Raw genomic sequence first — 18,049 nt, 5'->3', positions numbered from 1 at the left:
CCTCTCTATTTTTTAAAGTAATGAATAGCGCCAGCCACAGTAAAAAATGAACCAAATACAATTAATAGTGTATTATTTGGCTGGTTTGGCAAAATAGCATCTAATGCGGCCTCTACGCTATTATAACCCTGTTTAAAGTCACTATTGGGAATGCTTAACAGTGCTTGTTGTAAATTAGCAGCGCTATCGCCACGTGGGCCGTCTAGGCTTGCCAACGACCATTCATCTACTATATCACTGACTTCTTTAAGCACGCCGACTTTATCTTTATCAGCAAGCATAGCGGCTAATGCATGAATTTTAAAGCCTTTATCTTTATAGCTGGCTAATTTTGTCGCTAAATAGCGGGCGGATTCTGGGTTGTGTGCCACATCAGTATACACTAATGGCTCTGTGTTTAATTGTTGGAAGCGCCCCTCAACCACTAAATTCGCTAAACACTGAGTAATCACCTCATCGCTCGGTAATAAATTTAGTACCGATAATGCGGTTAATGCCGTGGCCACATTTTGGCATGGAATTGCAGGTTTGGGTAACTCAAGCTTATGATCTTTAAACTGCCAACTAAAACTCTGCGCATGTTCTTTAAAAATAAAGTCACTGCCAGATAACACCATGTTAGCGTTAATTTCTTTGCCATAATCGGTCATTGTATGCGGAATGTCTAAGTCACCGATAATGGCAGGCGTGCTCTCTCGAAAAATACCCGCTTTCTCATAAGCCACCAGCTCACGCGTGTCGCCTAAGTATTCTTTATGATCTAAGTCGATGGTGGTGATGATACTAGCATAGGGGGTAACAATATTAGTCGCATCAAAACGCCCACCTAAACCGACCTCTAACAACACGTAGTCAACTTCTAGACGCTTAAATAGTGCCAATGCGCCTAAGGTGCCATATTCAAAATAAGTCAGTGGGGTGTCACCACGACCTTGCTCGAGTAAATTAAACGCATCGACATGGAATTGGTCATCAAGCTCTGCGCCATTAACACGTACGCGTTCGTTGTAACGAATTAAATGCGGAGAGGCATATGTACCAACACTAAAACCTTGTGCTAAAAGCAAAGACTCTAAACAACGTGCAGTTGTGCCTTTGCCATTAGTGCCTGCAATAAGAATGATTTTACTTGAGGAGGTTAAAAGCCCAATGTTGTTAGCAACACGAGCAACGCGTTCTAAGCCCATTTCTATATTAGCAGGGTGAACACTCTCTAAATAACAAAGCCAATCATCAAGGCTTGATGATTGGCTAGGGATTGTTTTTGTCATAGCATGTAATCAGTAAAGCTGAAATTTACGCTACTCTATGCTCTTGTTCGGTAGAAGGCAAGTTCATAAATTTTGCTAAAATACGCGCAAGCGTATCACGCATTTCTCGACGGTCAATAATCATGTCAATTGCGCCGTGCTCTAACAAGAATTCACTGCGTTGGAAACCCTCTGGCAGCGTTTCGCGCACAGTTTGTTCAATAACACGCGGACCGGCAAAACCAATCAAAGCTTTAGGCTCTGCAACGTTAATATCGCCTAACATTGCCAATGATGCTGATACACCACCCATTGTTGGATCTGTCATTACAGAAATAAACGGGAGGCCTTTTTCAGTCATTTTAGCCAGCGATGCACTAGTTTTAGCCATTTGCATAAGAGACATAAGGGCTTCTTGCATACGCGCACCGCCCGATGCTGAAAAACAAATCAGCGGCATATTATGCGCTAAACATTGGTCAACCGCGTCAACAAAACGAGCCCCCACTACCGATGCCATTGAGCCACCCATAAATGAGAACTCAAATGCAACCGCAGCAACAGGAATACCTTTTAGGTTTCCTTTAATTGCGACAAGCGCATCTTTTTCACCACTTGATTTTTGAGCTGCACTGATGCGATCTGAGTATTTTTTAGAGTCTCTAAATTTAAGCACATCTTTAGGTTCGTGTTGCACACCTATCTCTTGGCGATCGCCTTCATCTAAAAACTGTTCAAGACGTTTACGACCACTAACACGCATATGGTGATCGCACTTAGGACATACATTCAGTGATTTTTCTAATTCTGCTTTATATAAAATTGAATCACATGACGTACATTTAGCCCATACACCTTCTGGAATTTCTTTACGACCTGAAGACTTAGTCGTTTTTGGTAAGATTTTTTCTAGCCAACTCATTTGCAACTCTCTTAATGCTGTTCTGTGTCGCGAGTCTACATGTTAACCATGCAAACAGATTTTTCCAATTAAAACATGAATTACGCTGTCACGGTATAAAAAACTGGTCTTAGTAGTTAGCCCAGTGAATAACAGCGAATAAAAACACGTACCTAATTTACCGATTAAATATCAGTATCAGCTAAAAATACAGGCCCTAGCGGCGTTTTAGGAATATTAAAATGCTCTGGGTAATCAACATCCACTAAATATAAGCCCGCCGCTTTTGCTGTTGCGCTCGCTTTTGCACGCTCTTTAACATCAAGTAGCTCTTTTAACCAAATTGGGTCATGTTTATGTAAGCCAATATCCATCAAACACCCCGTAATATTACGTACCATGTGGTGTAAAAACGCATTGGCTTTAATATCAATAATGACATATGCACCTTGTCGTTGTACTGATAAGTGATGAATAGTACGCGTTGCCGTATTTGCTTGGCAGTGAAGTGCCCTAAACGAGGTGAAATCATGCTCACCTAATAAGTACTGACAAGCCTGCTGCATTTTCGCTTCATCTAACGGATGATGAAAATGAGTCACGCCTTCATTTAACACCGCACCACGAAACGCATAATTATAAATAACATAACGATAACGACGCGCTGTTGCACTAAAGCGGGCATGAAAGTCTTCAACAACAGGTTGTGCAAAACGAATAGCAATGTCTTTGGGTAGTAAGGTGTTCATACCGAGTGTAAAGGCCACCATTTCACGCTCAGCATGGGTATCAAAATGCACCACTTGTCCTGTGCCATGAACACCTGCATCGGTTCGCCCTGCACATACAATTTCAACTGGGTGATTACAAATGCGCGACAACGCTTTTTCTACTTCTTGTTGTACGCTATTAACGTGTGATTGACGCTGCCAACCACTGTAACGTGCGCCGTTGTATTCTACTCCAAGTGCTACTCGCATAATTACTGCTTTACCTACTGTGCTAATCGACGCTGCATTTTATGCTATATAGCGTCCCAATAAAAGCAGCGAACTGACTATGCAATACAAAAAACCCGCTATTGGAATTAGTAATAACGGGTTTTCAGCTTAGTCATCCTCTATAAGGTACGCTATTGCTAGTTGTTAAGTTTAGCTTTTAAACTTTGTGCTTCTTCTTGCACCTCATCTGGGCCATTGTTAATAATGTCATCCAAGATTTTAAGTGCTGAATCAGCATCATCAATTTCTATATAAGCATGGGCAAGATCAAGCTTCGCCGAATAACCGCCACTTTGGGAGTCAACATCCATAGGGTTGTCACCGGCAAGTAATGAATCATACTCACCTAAACCAACATCCATATCAACGTCGGTATAAGGTTCGTGATCTAAATCAGCCTCATCGCTTTGCTCTAGCAATGCATCAATATCCACAAAATCATCTTGTTCTGATGTCTCAGGCACCTTTGGCTGCTCAATTGGCTCTTGTGACGATGATGTTTTATCGTCAGCTAAGTCTTCGCTTAGTAAACTATTAAAATCAACATCAAAATCATCACTGTCGCTCAAATCAAGGTTTTCAGGCTCTGCTAATTCATTGAGTAAAGCATCAAAATCAGTATGCGTTAGCTCATCTATAAACTGATCATCAAGCTGATCATCTGAAATCATGTCTGACTCTGACGACGTTAAAGTTTGCGTTAAATCAGCCTCACGATCAGCATTAGTTTGCTCGTCAGCAAACTCTGACGACTCAGCTAACGTATCAAGTTGTTCATCGCCTAAGTCATCATCAATATCGTCTACTTGTTTATCTGTTAAATCATCGCGACTATTTTCAGTCGGTGCTGAGAGCGTTTCAGACTCTGATGCATCATCGTCTAGATCTTGTGCAGCATCTAATTCTGAAAACTCATTATCTAGCAATAATTCATCATCAAAGTCGTCCTCTAAGCTATTAAGGTCATTACCCGCAGAAAGTGCATTGGCAAGATCTTGTTCCGCTTGACTAGGTGACAACCCAGTTGCATCACCGTCTAAGTTATCACCTTGAAGCTCTTCAGGAGTGAGCGACTGTTGCTCCTCATCAGATAAAGGCAGCTCATCATCAAGTTCTAACTCAGGGTACTCTTCAAGCTCTTCACTCGGTGTTACTGTTTCTGGCTCGTAAAGCTCATGATCATCAGTCGATAGATCATTGTTTTGGACATCGCCTGCGAGGGGATCATCACCTAAATCAATTTCATCATCCTCAAGCTCATCATCTAAGCCATCGAGCGTCCAATCGGATTCTTGCTCACTTTCGTTATCTGTTTGTTCAAGCTCGTTTAAAAGCTCATCTACACTTTTAAAATTTTCATCGTTGTATTCATCTAATGCATCTTCAGGATCGAGTAACGTTGAAGACGTATCGGTAAAATCATCCTCTAGGTCAAAGTCAGGCTCAGATTCAACTTCGGGTTCTGCTGCAAGTTCTAGCTCAGCTTCTGGCTCTGGTTCAACCTCAGGTTCTACTTCTAACTCATCTTCAAGTTCAGGCTCTGCTTCAACTTCTGACTCAGGCTCAGATTCAACTTCGGGTTCTGCTGCAAGTTCTAACTCAGCTTCTGGCTCAGCTTCAAGCTCTTGCTCGTCTTCAACCTCAGGTTCTACTTCTAGTTCATCTTCAAGTTCAGGCTCTGGTTCAACCTCAGGTTCAACTTCTAATTCATCTTCAAGTTCAGGCTCAACTTCTGGCTCAGATTCAAGCTCTAGCTCGGGTTCAACTTCGAGTTCAGATTCAACCTCTTGCTCAGCTTCTAGTTCATCTCCAACTTCTGACTCAGATTCAACCTCTTGCTCAGCTTCTAGTTCATCTTCAATTTCTGGCTCTGGTTCAACCTCAGGTTCTACTTCTAGTTCATCTTCAAGTTCAGGCTCTGCTTCAACTTCTGACTCAGGCTCAGATTCAACTTCGGGTTCTACTGCAAGTTCTAGCTCAGCTTCTGGCTCAGCTTCAACTTCTGACTCAGATTCAACTTCTGACTCAGATTCAACTTCTGACTCAGATTCAACCTCTTGCTCAGCTTCTAGTTCATCTTCAACTTCTGGCTCTGGTTCAACCTCAGGTTCTACTTCTAATTCATCTTCTAGTTCATCTTCAACTTCTGGTTCAACCTCAGGTTCTACTTCTAATTCATCTTCAAGTTCAGGCTCTGCTTCAACCTCAGGTTCTACTTCTAGCTCAGGTTCTACTGCAAGTTCTAACTCAGCTTCTGGCTCAGATTCAACCTCTGGCTCAACTTCAAGTTCAGGTTCTACTTCTAATTTATCTTCAAGTTCAGGCTCTGCTTTAAACTCTAGCTCGTCTTCAACTTCGGATTCTGCTGCAAGCTCTAGCTCAGCTTCTGGCTCAACTTCAAGTTCAGGTTCTACTTCAAGCTCTGATTCGTCTTCAACTTCGGGTTCTGCTGCGAGTTCTGGTTCTGCTGCAAGTTCAGACTCTGGTTCAAGCTCTGCCTCAGATTCAAATTCTGGCTCAGATTCAAGTTCTGGCTTTGCATCATTATTTTCAGCATGCCAATCAGGTTTATCCACATAATCATCATCTTCTTCAGTTAACTCATTCAAAAGATCATCATTATTTTCTAACTTTGGCTCTGGTTGTGGATCAGGCTCAGACTTGGATTCAACCTCTGGTTCAACTTCTGACTCTGCTTCAAGTTCAGGCTCAACTTCAGCTTCTGGTTTATCTTCAGTTTCTGATTCAGTTTCAAGCTCTGGCTCAGCTTCAACTTCTGGATCTGTTGCAACTGCGGATTCAAGCTCAGCCTCAGTGTCAGGCATTGCGTGTGTATCAGCTAAAGATGAGGCTATAGATTCAATATTGTCACTATTTAATTCTTCTTCTGCCTCAGATAAGTCTTCAATTGAATCAGCCAAGGCGTTATCAATCTCAGAATTATGAGCGTCAGTGATGTCTACTTCAGTTTCTTTATCTACCTGTTCTTCGTCAAGCAAGTCATCAATATCAATGTCGTAATCTTCATCAACTAAGCTGTCAACGTCCGCTTCTTCTGCGCTTGCCTCGGTAGCGGGTTGCGCTTCGTCAAGCAAGTCGTCAATATCAATGTCGTCATCTTCATCAACTAAGCTGTCAACGTCCGCTTCTTCTGCGCTTGCCTCGGTAGCGGGTTGCGCTTCGTCAAGCAAGTCATCAATATCAAACTCGTCTTCGTCTGCAGAAGCGTCAGTTGCTTGTTCATTGTTTTCATCAAGTAAGTCATCAATGTCAAAGTCTTCGCCTTCTTCTGCGAGCTCTTCACTAAGTGCCGCCATATCATCGTTCGATTCAAAATCGGGAGAATCAGGCAATGTATCCTCAACGTCTTCGTCAAACAGGCTGTCGAGATCATCTGCGCTTAAAATGTCATCCGATTCATCAACGTCAATTGTGTCACCCGCGTCATCGGTATCTGTACTATCAAAATCTTGTTGCATGAAAACATCAAGTTCGTCGTTTTCAGTATTTTCGTCTTCAAAAACAACATCATCACTAAGTAAGCTTTCTAGCTCATTTTGATCTAATAAACTATCATCGTCGATATCATCACTAAATGCGACATCATCGTCGAGTAACACATCGTCTAGGTTATCGTCTAGCTGCACACTTGTATCATCAAGCGGATCCGGGGCTGGTGTCTCATCAATAACCGGCTCTGAGACTTCATCAACGGGGGAACTATTTATGGGTGTTTGAGGAATAAATTCATCATCGTCAGTAAGTTGCTGCTCTTCATTACTGCGCTTTCTTAACCACATAACAACAGCAAAAATGATTAATAAGGCGGGTATGGTCATTAATAAAATAAGTACCAAAGGGTTTGATAATAACTGCGCAAAACTAACGTCACTTTCTTGCTGTGCATCTTTGAGTTTTTGCTGCGCAATAATTTCATTCTGTTTAATGATTAGTTCTTTTAATTGTTGCTGTATTTCACTGTCTTGCCCAAGTTGTAAACGAACGTTCTCTAACTCGTTTGAAATACCTGATAACTGTTTTTTTAGGTTGTTGTTTTCAACTAAAATTTCTTCTACGTTACTAACAGAACTTTTAAACTGTTGCTGAAGCTCAACTAATTTATTACCTTGATCCGTTTTTATCGCTTTTAATTCTTGTTGTAACTCTTTTTTTGCTTCATCAACGTCTGCTTTGCGGGCTTGGGTTACTTGTGTTTGAGCTGAATTAATCTCTGCTTGCGTTAGCGTGCCATTTTTCTTTTTTTCCCATAGGTCATCGTCTTGCTCAGAACGTTGTTTAGCTAATTGCGGATTTACTCGTCTAATTTCTGCCAGCGTCGGTATTTTTAAATACGAACCGCTTTGCATGTGATTTAAATTTTGTTCTAAAAATGAATTTGGATTTTTGTTATACAAGGCCTGCATAACTTGATAAATGCTGACGGAGTCATCAGGACGAACTTTAGCGGCAATGCGCCATAGTGTATCGGTTGGTTTTATTGGCCCTATAGAGCGGCCTTGCTCGCCGTAATCTGCGCCTTTAGGCCCTCTTAATTGGGTACTGTCTTGAGAGTAAACAGTCGTTACCATCAGTGCAGACGCTAATAAAATAAGTGAAACGAAACCGCGCATGCTGATCCTTTAATGTTTAAATGTTAACATAGCGCTTTAAAGTTGGCGCTTAAACATTGATTATTCTTGCCGTTGTTAGCCAAGTGGCTAACGCACATTTTTATTACAATCTATTTTTGTTGCAAGCTCTATTCCAGTAACAAACTATAAACCAGTTAAGCTATAATATCCATCGCAACGCATTGAAAATAAATACCTTAAACATCAAGATAAACGTATTTTTATGTTGTTTATCAGTATGTTTACACTATCACTGTTGATAAGTGGCAAAAAAATGGCAAAAAAGCATAAAAAAACGGCAAACTTTTTTAGCTTGCCGTTTTTAAATGGGGCTTAAATTTTTAGCTAATTACATGTAATTGGCAATTAACTCTTCTGCTATTTGCACGCTATTAGTTGCTGCCCCTTTACGGGTATTATCGCTCACTACCCACATATTTAATCCATGCGGATGAGAAATATCCGCGCGTAAACGACCAACATAAACAGTATCATTGCCACTGGCATCTGATACAGCTGTTGGGTAATCGCCTGCATCATCAATTAGCTCAACACCTGGGGCATCGCTCAATAGTTGCTTAACGTGCTCAAAGTCATAAGGCATACGTGTTTCAATATTAATTGACTCAGAGTGGCCAAAAAACACGGGTACACGAACACAAGTCGGGTTTACCGCAATAGTTGTATCGCCTAAAATTTTATGCGTTTCGTTTACCATTTTCATTTCTTCGCGCGTGTAGCCGTTATCTTCAAAGCTATCGATTTGCGGTATGACATTAAACGCAATTTGCTTAGGAAATATCTCGTTTTCCATTGGCCGTGCATTCATTAAATTTGCAGTTTGTTTAGCCAGTTCATCAACGGCTTCTTTACCGGCACCCGATACGGCTTGATAAGTTGAAACGTTAATACGATCAATCCCGTACTCATCATAAATAGGTTTAAGCGCCAACATCATTTGAATGGTTGAACAATTGGGATTAGCGATAATATTACGGTTTCTAAAATCGGCTAAGCTCGCTGCATTGACTTCTGGCACAACAAGCGGCACTTCAAAGTCATTTCTAAAGTGAGATGTGTTATCAATAACGATACAGCCAGCGTCTGCGGCAATAGGGGCATATTTTTCAGATACACTGCCACCAGCAGAAAATAAACCGATATGCGCTTGGCTAAAGTCAAAGCCTTCAACATCTCGTACTTCTATACTCTGACCACGAAACTTTATGTCTTCGCCAGCACTGCGGCTGCTTGCTAATAAAAACAACTGATCGACCGGAAATTTACGCTCTTCCAAAGTTTCAATGATTTGACGACCAACAAGGCCTGTAGCACCGAGTACGGCAACGTTATATTTTTGCGACATAGTTTATCCTCTGTAAGCACGGTTAAAACAACCGTGCTAATTAAATTAGTTTGCTGTAGTGAAACCAAGCTGCGCAAGCGCGGCAAGCTCGGTACTATTACCTTCAACCATCACGGTGCTAAATTCACGTCGGGTTGGGTAGTTTTTTCGTAAGCTGTCGAACCCTTCATTGGCTAAGTGACGCAATAAAATGCCATCATCGCGACGAACATCATAAGTTAAGTGCACTAAGCGAGCGATGTCAGCTTCAGTAAAGCTTGGCGCTAAAGTAACGCGTGCAATGGCTGCTGGAGGTAAAAAGTCGCTGAGTGACTTGTTCGCCTTGAGCCCGTTTAGCTCACACACGCTTTGGTACAACATTTGTGTACCCCGCGCTTTCCCCTCAAGCGTATGTCCGGCAATGTGCACACTGGCATAGCGAACGTGCTCAAGTAACTCGGTCAAAATGTTAGGTTCATTTTCCCACACATCCAGCACTAAATCGAGCTGCGCACCGGCTTCCATCACTTCAAGTAAAGCATGGTTATCGATGACATCACCTCGGCTGGCATTGATCAAAGTTAGCCCAGGTTTAAGTGTGGCTAATCGTTTTTTATCAAGCATGTGCAGGGTTTTGTGCGGGCCCGTTTTCACTAATGGCACATGAAATGTGACAATATCTGACTTCGCTAACAGCTCATCGAGCTCAACATGCTCGGTTAAAAGCCCTTGGTCATGCTTAATTGGATCACACAGTAGTAAGTTAACGTTAAGCGCTTTTAATTTTTGCGCAAGACAACTACCAATATTACCCACACCAACAATACCAATTGTTTTACCGCTTAATGGGCTGGCGTTTTCTTGGCTTAATGCAAATAAACTACTAATCACATATTCAGCCACCGCAATCGCATTGCAACCAGGTGCACTGGTAAAATCAATATTTTTTGCGCTGAGTAAATCAGTATCTATGTGATCAACTCCTATTGTGGCCGTACCCACAAAACTTAGCTTATTGGCTTTGGCGAGTAATTTACTATTGACCTGAGTGACAGAACGAGTAAGTAATACATCAACATCAATGAGTTGTTCAGGGGTTAATTGCCTACCATCAAACCGTTTAACCTCACCCATATCTTTAAAGAATTGCTCAACTAAAGGCATATTTTGATCGGCAAGAATGTTCATTGTGAATCCGTTTGGCAAAATGAGACTCTATTGTAACGAACAACCGCCCATTTACACAAACGAAAAAGCCGAGCATTTTGCTCGGCTTTTACAGACTAAGCTATGCTTTTAGCCTTTGTATTTGCTCATTACTAGCGTGGCATTGGTGCCACCAAAACCAAAGCTGTTAGACATAACTGTGTTAAGTTCAACGTCTTTTGCCTCAGTAATAATATTCAAACCTGTTGCTTGTTCATCTAGCTCATCAATATTAATAGATGGTGCAACAAAGCCATGCTCAAGCATTAACAAAGAAAAGATGGCTTCGTGTACGCCAGCTGCACCTAATGCGTGGCCTGTCATTGCTTTAGTGGCACTGATCATTGGCGAGTTACCACCAAATACTTCTTGAATAGCGCCCAGCTCTTTTACATCACCTACTGGGGTTGACGTACCATGAGTATTTAAGTAATCGATGGTATCTACGTTTTGCATTGCTTGGCGCATACAACGTACTGCGCCCTCACCCGATGGTGCAACCATGTCGTAACCATCTGAGGTGGCACCGTAACCGGTAATTTCAGCATAAATATGTGCACCACGAGCAAGTGCATGTTCTAGCTCTTCAACAACCACAATACCGCCACCGGCTGAAATCACAAAACCATCGCGGTTAGCGTCGTAGGTACGTGATGCTTTTTCAGGTGTGTCGTTATATTTAGTAGAAAGCGCGCCCATAGCGTCAAATTCCATTGCTAGCGTCCAGTGAAGTTCTTCACCACCACCTGCAAAAATAACGTCTTGCTTACCTAGTTGAATTTGCTCAACGGCATGGCCAATACAATGCGCAGAGGTTGCACACGCAGAGCTAATTGAATAATTAACACCTTTAATTTTAAACGGTGTTGCTAAACACGCAGAGGTGGTGCTCGCCATAGTGCGTGGCACCATGTATGGGCCAACGCGCTTAACGCCTTTTTCGCGCAGGATATCGGCTGCTTCTACTTGCCATTTTGATGAACCGCCACCAGAGCCCACTAATAAACCAGTACGCTCATTTGATACTTGTTCCTCAGTTAAACCTGCATCTTCAATTGCTTGCGCCATTGAAATATAAGAATAAGCCGCTGCATCACCCATAAAGCGCATTGCTTTGCGATCAACATGCTCTTTGACATCAATATCAATTTTACCTGATACATTACTGCGTAATTTGTAATCAGCAAATTCTTGGTTAAAAGCAATACCGCTTTTACCCGCTTTTAATGACTCTAATACTTCATGTTTATTGTTACCGATGCTTGATACAACACCGATGCCTGTTATTACGGCTCTTCTCATGGGTAATTCCCTTAGCTTAATACTTAATTGTGTTTTATTTTACGCGAATTTAATCACCTAAGTGGTCAGCTTTCTAGCGTACACTTGTACTCTGAAGCTACAGCTTATAAATAACGCCAGACTATTTCAAAGAAAACACGTAAAATAATTAAAAAAATTATCTATAAATTGAATTAGTCATGATAAAAAACGCCCATATACACTTTAACGATTTAGGTACACCGGTTGCCAATGACTTTGACGATGTTTATTTTTCTAATGACGATGGCCTTGCTGAATCGCATTATGTGTTTTATCAACAAAACAATATAGATGTGCGGTTACAAAATCATGACCGTGAACACTTTGTGATTGCCGAAACCGGATTTGGTACTGGGCTTAATTTTTTAAACGCATGGCAGCAGTTTTCTGACCACTTGCAATGCTCACAAGTTCAAGGTAAACACCCTAATAACGTACAACGACTGCATTTTATTTCTTTTGAAAAATACCCACTTACAGTAAATGATTTAAAACAAGCATTACAAGCTTGGCCAAGTTTAAGTCATTTGAGCGACCAACTCGTCTCCTACTATCCGATTAATTTAACCGGTTGTCATCGGCTCGAATTTGCCAATGGCCGTGTGGTGCTCGACTTATACTTTGGCGATGTGCTCGAATGCATTAATAGTATGAGCTATCCGCAAAGTGGGCTGGTTGATGCGTGGTTTTTAGATGGTTTTGCACCAAGTAAAAACCCCGATATGTGGCAGCAAAGTGTATTTAATGCCATGGTCGATATTTCTAGAAGTAATGCCACATTAGCTACATTTACCGCTGCGGGTTTTGTTCGTCGGGGCTTAATTGAAGCGGGCTTTAGCATGCAAAAAGCTAAAGGTTTTGGCCGAAAGCGTGAAATGCTCATTGGTATACTCGCTCAAGCTAACCCAAAACAGTCAGCCCCTGGCTATTTTGAACACCATTCTTCAGCGCTTTCAAATGTGGCTGTAATAGGTGGTGGCATAGCCAGCAGTTGTGTTCTTTATAGCCTCGCAAAGCGTGGGATAAAGAGCCAATTATTTTGCCAAGATCAAAAACCTGCAATGGGTGCATCACACAATGTGCAAGGGGCGGTGTATCCGCATTTACAAGCAAAAAATTCGCCACACAGTGAGCTGTTTGCTCACAGCTTTCTATATGCAAAGCGCCTTTACAATCACTTACTCAACAATGGTTTTTTGTTTGATCACCAGTGGTGTGGCGTATTGCAACACGCAGTAAAACAGCCATTGACAGAGCGTCATCAAAATCTCGCCAATAAACAACTGTGGCCAGAGCAGCTCATGCGTAATGTTACCGCTGATGAAGGCGATGCAATTGCAGGCGTAAAAACAGGTTACTCAGGGGTGTTTTTTGAACAAGGCGGCTGGGTTAATCCCCCCCAGTTAGTCTGTGCAATGCTAGATGCCGCACAGCAATTAAATTCGTTTGAAAGCCTATTTAACTACCACATTGAGCAACTTAGTAAGCAACCCGATGGTTGGTATTTAACCACGCAAAAACAAACATTTGGCCCCTTTAGCGATGTGATTATTTGCGCCGGTGAGCACAGCGATGCATTTGCGCAAACTAAAACGCTTCCTATTGTTGGTGTACGCGGACAGGTGTCGCATGTTCAAGCAAGCGAGCAATCACGTAAGCTAAAAACCGTATTGTGTCACAAGGGGTATTTTACCCCAGCCTATTTAGATCACCATTGTATGGGCGCCACCTTTGAAAAAAATAGCAAAAGCCGTGAAGTAACCGAGCAAGATAACCACACTAACCGTGAACAATTACTGAGTTTTTATAACAACACTGAATTTGCCACCAGCTTAGGCAATATTAGCTCGGCTAAAGCCGCTGTTCGATGCAGTTTTATTGACCACTTACCTATGACCGGTGAATGGGTGGAGCAAGATGATTATACACATGCATTTGCTAATTTACGCTTGGGCAAACGCTATCAATATCAAACATTAAAAAAACCACAACAAGGCTTACATATTTTTACCGGGTTTGGCGCACGGGCATTGTGTAGCGCACCACTGTGTGCCGAGCATTTAATTAGTAGTTTAAACAATGAGCCTCGCCCACTAAGCGAGCGTGTAAGCCAAGCAATTCATCCAGGACGTTTTATTGTTCGTGATCTTATTCGCAATAAAATTTAAAGGTAATAATACCTACAAAACCCTTTATTGTAATTATCAAGAACGCAATGTACGTATTAGCTTATACCACCGTAACTATGTAACCGAAGTAAGTATAATGATCGAGTAAAAAGTTCTAAAAAACATCTTTAAAGCAGCTAATTTTAAGACTCAGTTAAGTAATGACTTTTTAACAAATATGTTTTTTTTAATAAGCTCATTTAAATCCCATTTACCCTTTAAAAATAATTCCCTACCCCAAGGTCTGTTTGTACGAGCAATCTTTACACTATATTGAGAAGGAATTAATTATGAGTAAGACTTTAATTATTGGCGCAAGTGGGCAGATTGGTAAAATGGCTACCAAACTACTTTTAGAAAATGAGCAAAATGTTGTTGCACTTGTAAGAGACAAAAGCAAACTGCGTGATTTAGATAGCCCATTTTTAAGTATTGTTGAACAGGACTTAGAAGGTGACTTTTCAAATGCCATTAATGGCTGCGACCAAGTTATCTTTGCGGCTGGTTCCGGTGGAAGTACAGGCACAGATAAAACCGTACTTATTGATTTGTGGGCAGCGACAAGAGCGGCAACTTATTCTAAAGAGCACGATGTAAAACACTTTATTATGGTCAGCTCTATTGGCGCAGACGATCCAGATGCAATAGATAGCGACTTAAAGCCTTATCTTGTAGCAAAACATATGGCAGATAAGCATTTAATTAATAGCGGACTCAATTATACAATTGTCCGCCCAGGAACATTAACCGACGACAGTGCCTCTTTGGAAGTAACAACAGAGCGCCCTAGCGATCAGTCAAAGGCTAAAATTAGCCGCGAAAATGTAGCCAACGCATTGCTTCACGTTGCTATAAATTCATTTAATAGCAATCGTATTTTTGAGTTATTTGATGGCGATAAACCAATAAAAGCCGCTATTAAGTAAGCATTACACTCACCCCTTGCCATGCAAGCTGCATGGCAAGCAGAGTTAAAATCACTTTAAAAATCAACTTAAAACGCGCCACCGAGAGCCGCTTAAGCAATCGAATCCCCAACCAGGTACCAATGGCTCCACTTAAAATCATCGCCAGTGTTAACGGCAACCATTGCCAAAAGCTAAAACCAAGCCCCCCATAAACAACGGCTTTTAAGCTATGCTGCAAGGTCATAATACTTGAAAAAGTCGCGGTAAATTTAAGCTTATCGTAATGATTAATATGTAAGTAACTCGCCACCAAAGGCCCACTTGCCCCCACAAAAGTAGAAATAAATGCTGTAATTACGCCCGCCATTAAACGCCCTAATCGTGAGTCTTTATTAAATTCAGGGATTGTTCCCCACAGTAAATAAATCACAAATAAAGCCACAAACAACTTCATGCTATCAAGGTTAATATCGCTCACTACTTGGCTCGACAACCCCGCGCCAATTAATCCACCCAGCGTAAAATACAACAACATCGGCTTATCAAGATGGGCAATACTTAACAATAATCGATTGGCATTAGAGCCTAACTGCACTAATCCATGTACCGGCACAACCACTGCCATCGGCATAACCGACGCCATTACCACCAGCAACATTAATCCGCCGCCCGCACCAAAAGCCGCCGATACAAACGAAGTAAACCCCGCCAGTACAATGAGTAACAGCGAGATCAAAAGAGAAATGTGTTCAGCTGTAAAAATATCCATACCCATGCCCGCAGTTAATCATTGGCTCATAATACAAAAAATAGGCAAGTAAGCGACTAGTCTATTAGTTGTAAGGGGTTCGGGGTCAGCGGTCAGCGGTCAGCGGTCAGCGGTCAGCGGTCAGCGGTCAGCGGTCAGCGGTCAGCGCAAGATAAATCAAAGCACAATAAATTCAATAATTTTAGCCATAAAAAAACCCGCGACTTGATTGCTCAAGTTGCGGGTTTTTTAGGGTTTTTAAACAAACGAATTTAAAAACCGTTATTGGTGGAGCTGGGGGGATTTGAACCCCCGTCCGAAAAGCCTCGACCGTCGGTACTACATGTTTAGTATTGTCATTTAATTAACCTTTAAATCCCGGACAAACACGGTAGATAAAGGCGAGGCCGCTTAGTTTTAACGCTTCAACCCCGGCCAGGGTTTCCGTCGCGATCAGGTGTTAGGGTGACACTCCAAAATCCAGTCCACAAGAATACATGGAAGGAGCGCTAGCTAGCCTAAGCTGCTAGAGAGTAGTTATCGTCGTTTGCGATTACTTTAAATTGCGGCTTTTTTACGAGGCAAACCGCACCTCGACATGCACCTTGGGCTTCTTGAATTCCGTCGAATCCTAATCAGCCCCTGAATTAGTAAACTCATTCAGAGCGTGCGAGCAGTATAACCGAGTAACCTATCAATACTCAACACCTTAGGCGTTTTATTTTATTGGGTGGTTAATCATGCATCAAACACGCACGTTTAAATGTAAATTTTTAAATAATAAATAAACAATTACTTAACAAAACAGAGGCTTTATGCTCAAATGCAGGGTTAGACTTTGGTCTAATGCATTATAAAAATAATAACAAGCTACCTAGAGGATGTATACATGTCGGTTTTTTCCTTTGATGAGCAAACAGGGAACGTATCTTTGCTTGAACACCCTGCCGTTTCGGGTTTGGCTTCAACAGCAACTCAGCTTATTGAATTAATTGGGCAGTCAGAATATTGTGAGTGTGACATTATAGCTAGTAATATTGGTAAGCTATTTGCTCAAACAAATACCGAAGCTGCTCCCTCTTTAGTCATTGCAAAAGCGATTAATGCCCAATTAACTATCAACATTGATGAAAAGAATATGTTAGTTGAAGCAAGCCTTGTAACTGCCAAAGGCGGCAAACTGCTTAATATGGAACAAGCAATTGAAGTTTTAACTCAAGCAGGCGTTAAAAAAGGTATTAGTTCTCATGCGTTAGAGCAATTATTAGCGCAACAGTTTGAACAGCCATCCGGTAGTTTACATACTGCAGAAGTCGCTTTTGGCAAAACACCTAAAGTAGGCAATGACGCAAAATTTGTGCGCCTTTGCTGCACAGCGCAAGACCGTATCCTCAGCCCGCAAGCTAAAGGCGGTGGTAAGGTCGATATGAGAAACCTAGGTGATATTATTACTGTAAAACCAGGCAATGAGTTAATGCGGCGCATTCCAGCAACGCTGGGGGTTGATGGCTTTACTGTTTTTGGTGATGTACTGACGGCAAACCCAGGCAAAGAGCATAAATTACAACCTTTTGACGGCACTAAAATTGCCCCCGATAACTCCAACTTATTAATAGCAGACTGTACTGGTGTGCCGGTGGCACTCTCTCGTGGTATGCGCGTTGATGATGTTTTATGCTTTCATAATATTGACCCAAGCACGGGCCATGTTGAATTTGATGGCAGTATTATAGTCAGTGGTGATATAAAAGATGGCATGCGCGTGACTGCTACCGGCGATATTACTGTTTTAGGTTTTGTTGAATCGGCGCAGTTAAAAAGTGATAGCGCGATCACAATAGGAAAAGGCGCGATTGGCAGAAAACGAGAAGCCGATGATCCCTTCACGTGCTCTATTTTTGCTAAACGAACTATCGCCATTGGTTACACTCAATACTGCGACATAAAAACTCAGCAAAATTTATTAATAGAGCGCCAATCATTACATTGTAACTTAAGTGCTGGAAACCTCATCAGAGTGGGTAAAGCTAGCGATTCTAAAGGTAAGATCATTGGTGGTCATATTTTAGATGCTATGCGCATTGAAACCGGTGAATTAGGGGCGCCTGCAGGAACAAAAACGCGCGTTTGTATAGCGCAGCGCTGGTATGAGTTAAAGCAAAAACAAGCACAAATTACCGACTTTGAAAAGGTCCTGATAAGTAAATCAATTGAATTGCAGCAAGCACGAGAACGCATTAACAAACGTGTTGGATGTTCAGAGCATCAACAGTTTTTAAACAAAATAAAAATTAACGAAGAACACTTGGCTAAGCGAAGTGCGAGTATTAGCCAGCAAAAGCAATTAATAAGGAAAAAAATGGCGCAGCTTTTAGCACTCAGCCACTTAAAAGTTAATGAGCTTATGCACCCAGGGGTGGAGCTTAAAATTGCAAGGGAATCAATTAGCTTTTCACGAAATTACCCTGCGCATTTAATCACCCACAGTGAAGGGAAAATAACGCAATCGTTTTAATAATACTTATTTAAAACTGGCTCAGCTCACAAAGTGAACACTCACTAATATGA

General features: G+C 41.7%; 11 protein-coding genes and 1 other RNA gene. 3 read left to right on the top strand and 9 right to left on the bottom strand.

From position 1 onward, the window contains the following. Positions 1-5: 5 nt before the first annotated feature. The 7 genes from folC to fabB form a co-directional block, all read right to left on the bottom strand. Entirely contained in the window at positions 6-1,271 is a 1,266-nt protein-coding gene (folC, locus tag KG708_RS00645; RefSeq protein WP_213607675.1) for a bifunctional tetrahydrofolate synthase/dihydrofolate synthase, read from the bottom strand. A gap of 25 nt (positions 1,272-1,296) precedes the next feature. Next, entirely contained in the window at positions 1,297-2,172 is an 876-nt protein-coding gene (accD, locus tag KG708_RS00640) for an acetyl-CoA carboxylase, carboxyltransferase subunit beta (protein ID WP_213607674.1), read from the bottom strand. A gap of 164 nt (positions 2,173-2,336) precedes the next feature. Next, on the bottom strand, positions 2,337-3,131 hold the full coding sequence (gene truA / locus KG708_RS00635) for a tRNA pseudouridine(38-40) synthase TruA (RefSeq protein WP_213607673.1): 795 nt from the start codon (positions 3,129-3,131) through the stop codon (positions 2,337-2,339). A 158-nt stretch (positions 3,132-3,289) separates the two neighbouring features. After that, positions 3,290-7,783, bottom strand: a complete 4,494-nt coding sequence (locus KG708_RS00630) for a FimV/HubP family polar landmark protein (RefSeq protein WP_213607672.1) — start codon at positions 7,781-7,783, stop codon at positions 3,290-3,292. A 349-nt stretch (positions 7,784-8,132) separates the two neighbouring features. Further along, positions 8,133-9,149 carry an aspartate-semialdehyde dehydrogenase gene (locus KG708_RS00625; protein ID WP_213607671.1) on the bottom strand — a complete coding sequence of 339 codons (1,017 nt, stop codon included), beginning with the start codon at positions 9,147-9,149 and terminating at the stop codon, positions 8,133-8,135. A gap of 45 nt (positions 9,150-9,194) precedes the next feature. Continuing rightward, entirely contained in the window at positions 9,195-10,316 is a 1,122-nt protein-coding gene (locus KG708_RS00620; RefSeq protein WP_213607670.1) for a 4-phosphoerythronate dehydrogenase, read from the bottom strand. 108 nt (positions 10,317-10,424) lie between these two features. Then, positions 10,425-11,636 carry a beta-ketoacyl-ACP synthase I gene (gene fabB / locus KG708_RS00615; protein ID WP_213607669.1) on the bottom strand — a complete coding sequence of 404 codons (1,212 nt, stop codon included), beginning with the start codon at positions 11,634-11,636 and terminating at the stop codon, positions 10,425-10,427. A 179-nt stretch (positions 11,637-11,815) separates the two neighbouring features. Between fabB and mnmC the strand changes: the two genes are divergently transcribed. Then, on the top strand, positions 11,816-13,825 hold the full coding sequence (mnmC, locus tag KG708_RS00610) for a bifunctional tRNA (5-methylaminomethyl-2-thiouridine)(34)-methyltransferase MnmD/FAD-dependent 5-carboxymethylaminomethyl-2-thiouridine(34) oxidoreductase MnmC (protein ID WP_213607668.1): 2,010 nt from the start codon (positions 11,816-11,818) through the stop codon (positions 13,823-13,825). A gap of 290 nt (positions 13,826-14,115) precedes the next feature. After that, positions 14,116-14,751: an SDR family oxidoreductase gene (locus KG708_RS00605; RefSeq protein WP_213607667.1), complete on the top strand. Its 636-nt coding sequence runs from the start codon at positions 14,116-14,118 to the stop codon at positions 14,749-14,751. Here KG708_RS00605 and KG708_RS00600 read toward each other — a convergent pair. Continuing rightward, the gene (locus tag KG708_RS00600) at positions 14,744-15,502 is read right to left on the bottom strand and encodes a sulfite exporter TauE/SafE family protein (protein WP_213607666.1); all 759 of its coding nucleotides are present in this window, start codon (positions 15,500-15,502) and stop codon (positions 14,744-14,746) included. The genes KG708_RS00605 and KG708_RS00600 overlap by 8 nt on opposite strands. A gap of 265 nt (positions 15,503-15,767) precedes the next feature. Beyond that, positions 15,768-16,124, bottom strand: a transfer-messenger RNA (tmRNA) gene (gene ssrA / locus KG708_RS00595). 246 nt (positions 16,125-16,370) lie between these two features. Between ssrA and KG708_RS00590 the strand changes: the two genes are divergently transcribed. Beyond that, positions 16,371-17,996 carry a FapA family protein gene (locus KG708_RS00590; RefSeq protein ID WP_213607665.1) on the top strand — a complete coding sequence of 542 codons (1,626 nt, stop codon included), beginning with the start codon at positions 16,371-16,373 and terminating at the stop codon, positions 17,994-17,996. Positions 17,997-18,049 lie beyond the last annotated feature (53 nt).

The organism is Pseudoalteromonas sp., from assembly GCF_018402495.1.
In the GTDB taxonomy this organism is placed as follows: Bacteria; Pseudomonadota; Gammaproteobacteria; order Enterobacterales; family Alteromonadaceae; genus Pseudoalteromonas.
This window is presented reverse-complemented; position numbering and strand designations above follow the sequence as displayed.

Coding starts and splice junctions, on each gene's coding strand:
- mnmC (WP_213607668.1), top strand. CDS start 11,816: ATGATAAAAAACGCCCATATACACTTTAACGATTTAGGTACACCGGTT.
- KG708_RS00600 (WP_213607666.1), bottom strand. CDS start 15,502: ATGGATATTTTTACAGCTGAACACATTTCTCTTTTGATCTCGCTGTTA.
- KG708_RS00590 (WP_213607665.1), top strand. CDS start 16,371: ATGTCGGTTTTTTCCTTTGATGAGCAAACAGGGAACGTATCTTTGCTT.
- KG708_RS00620 (WP_213607670.1), bottom strand. CDS start 10,316: ATGAACATTCTTGCCGATCAAAATATGCCTTTAGTTGAGCAATTCTTT.
- KG708_RS00625 (WP_213607671.1), bottom strand. CDS start 9,149: ATGTCGCAAAAATATAACGTTGCCGTACTCGGTGCTACAGGCCTTGTT.
- fabB (WP_213607669.1), bottom strand. CDS start 11,636: ATGAGAAGAGCCGTAATAACAGGCATCGGTGTTGTATCAAGCATCGGT.
- KG708_RS00630 (WP_213607672.1), bottom strand. CDS start 7,783: ATGCGCGGTTTCGTTTCACTTATTTTATTAGCGTCTGCACTGATGGTA.
- accD (WP_213607674.1), bottom strand. CDS start 2,172: ATGAGTTGGCTAGAAAAAATCTTACCAAAAACGACTAAGTCTTCAGGT.
- truA (WP_213607673.1), bottom strand. CDS start 3,131: ATGCGAGTAGCACTTGGAGTAGAATACAACGGCGCACGTTACAGTGGT.
- folC (WP_213607675.1), bottom strand. CDS start 1,271: ATGACAAAAACAATCCCTAGCCAATCATCAAGCCTTGATGATTGGCTT.
- KG708_RS00605 (WP_213607667.1), top strand. CDS start 14,116: ATGAGTAAGACTTTAATTATTGGCGCAAGTGGGCAGATTGGTAAAATG.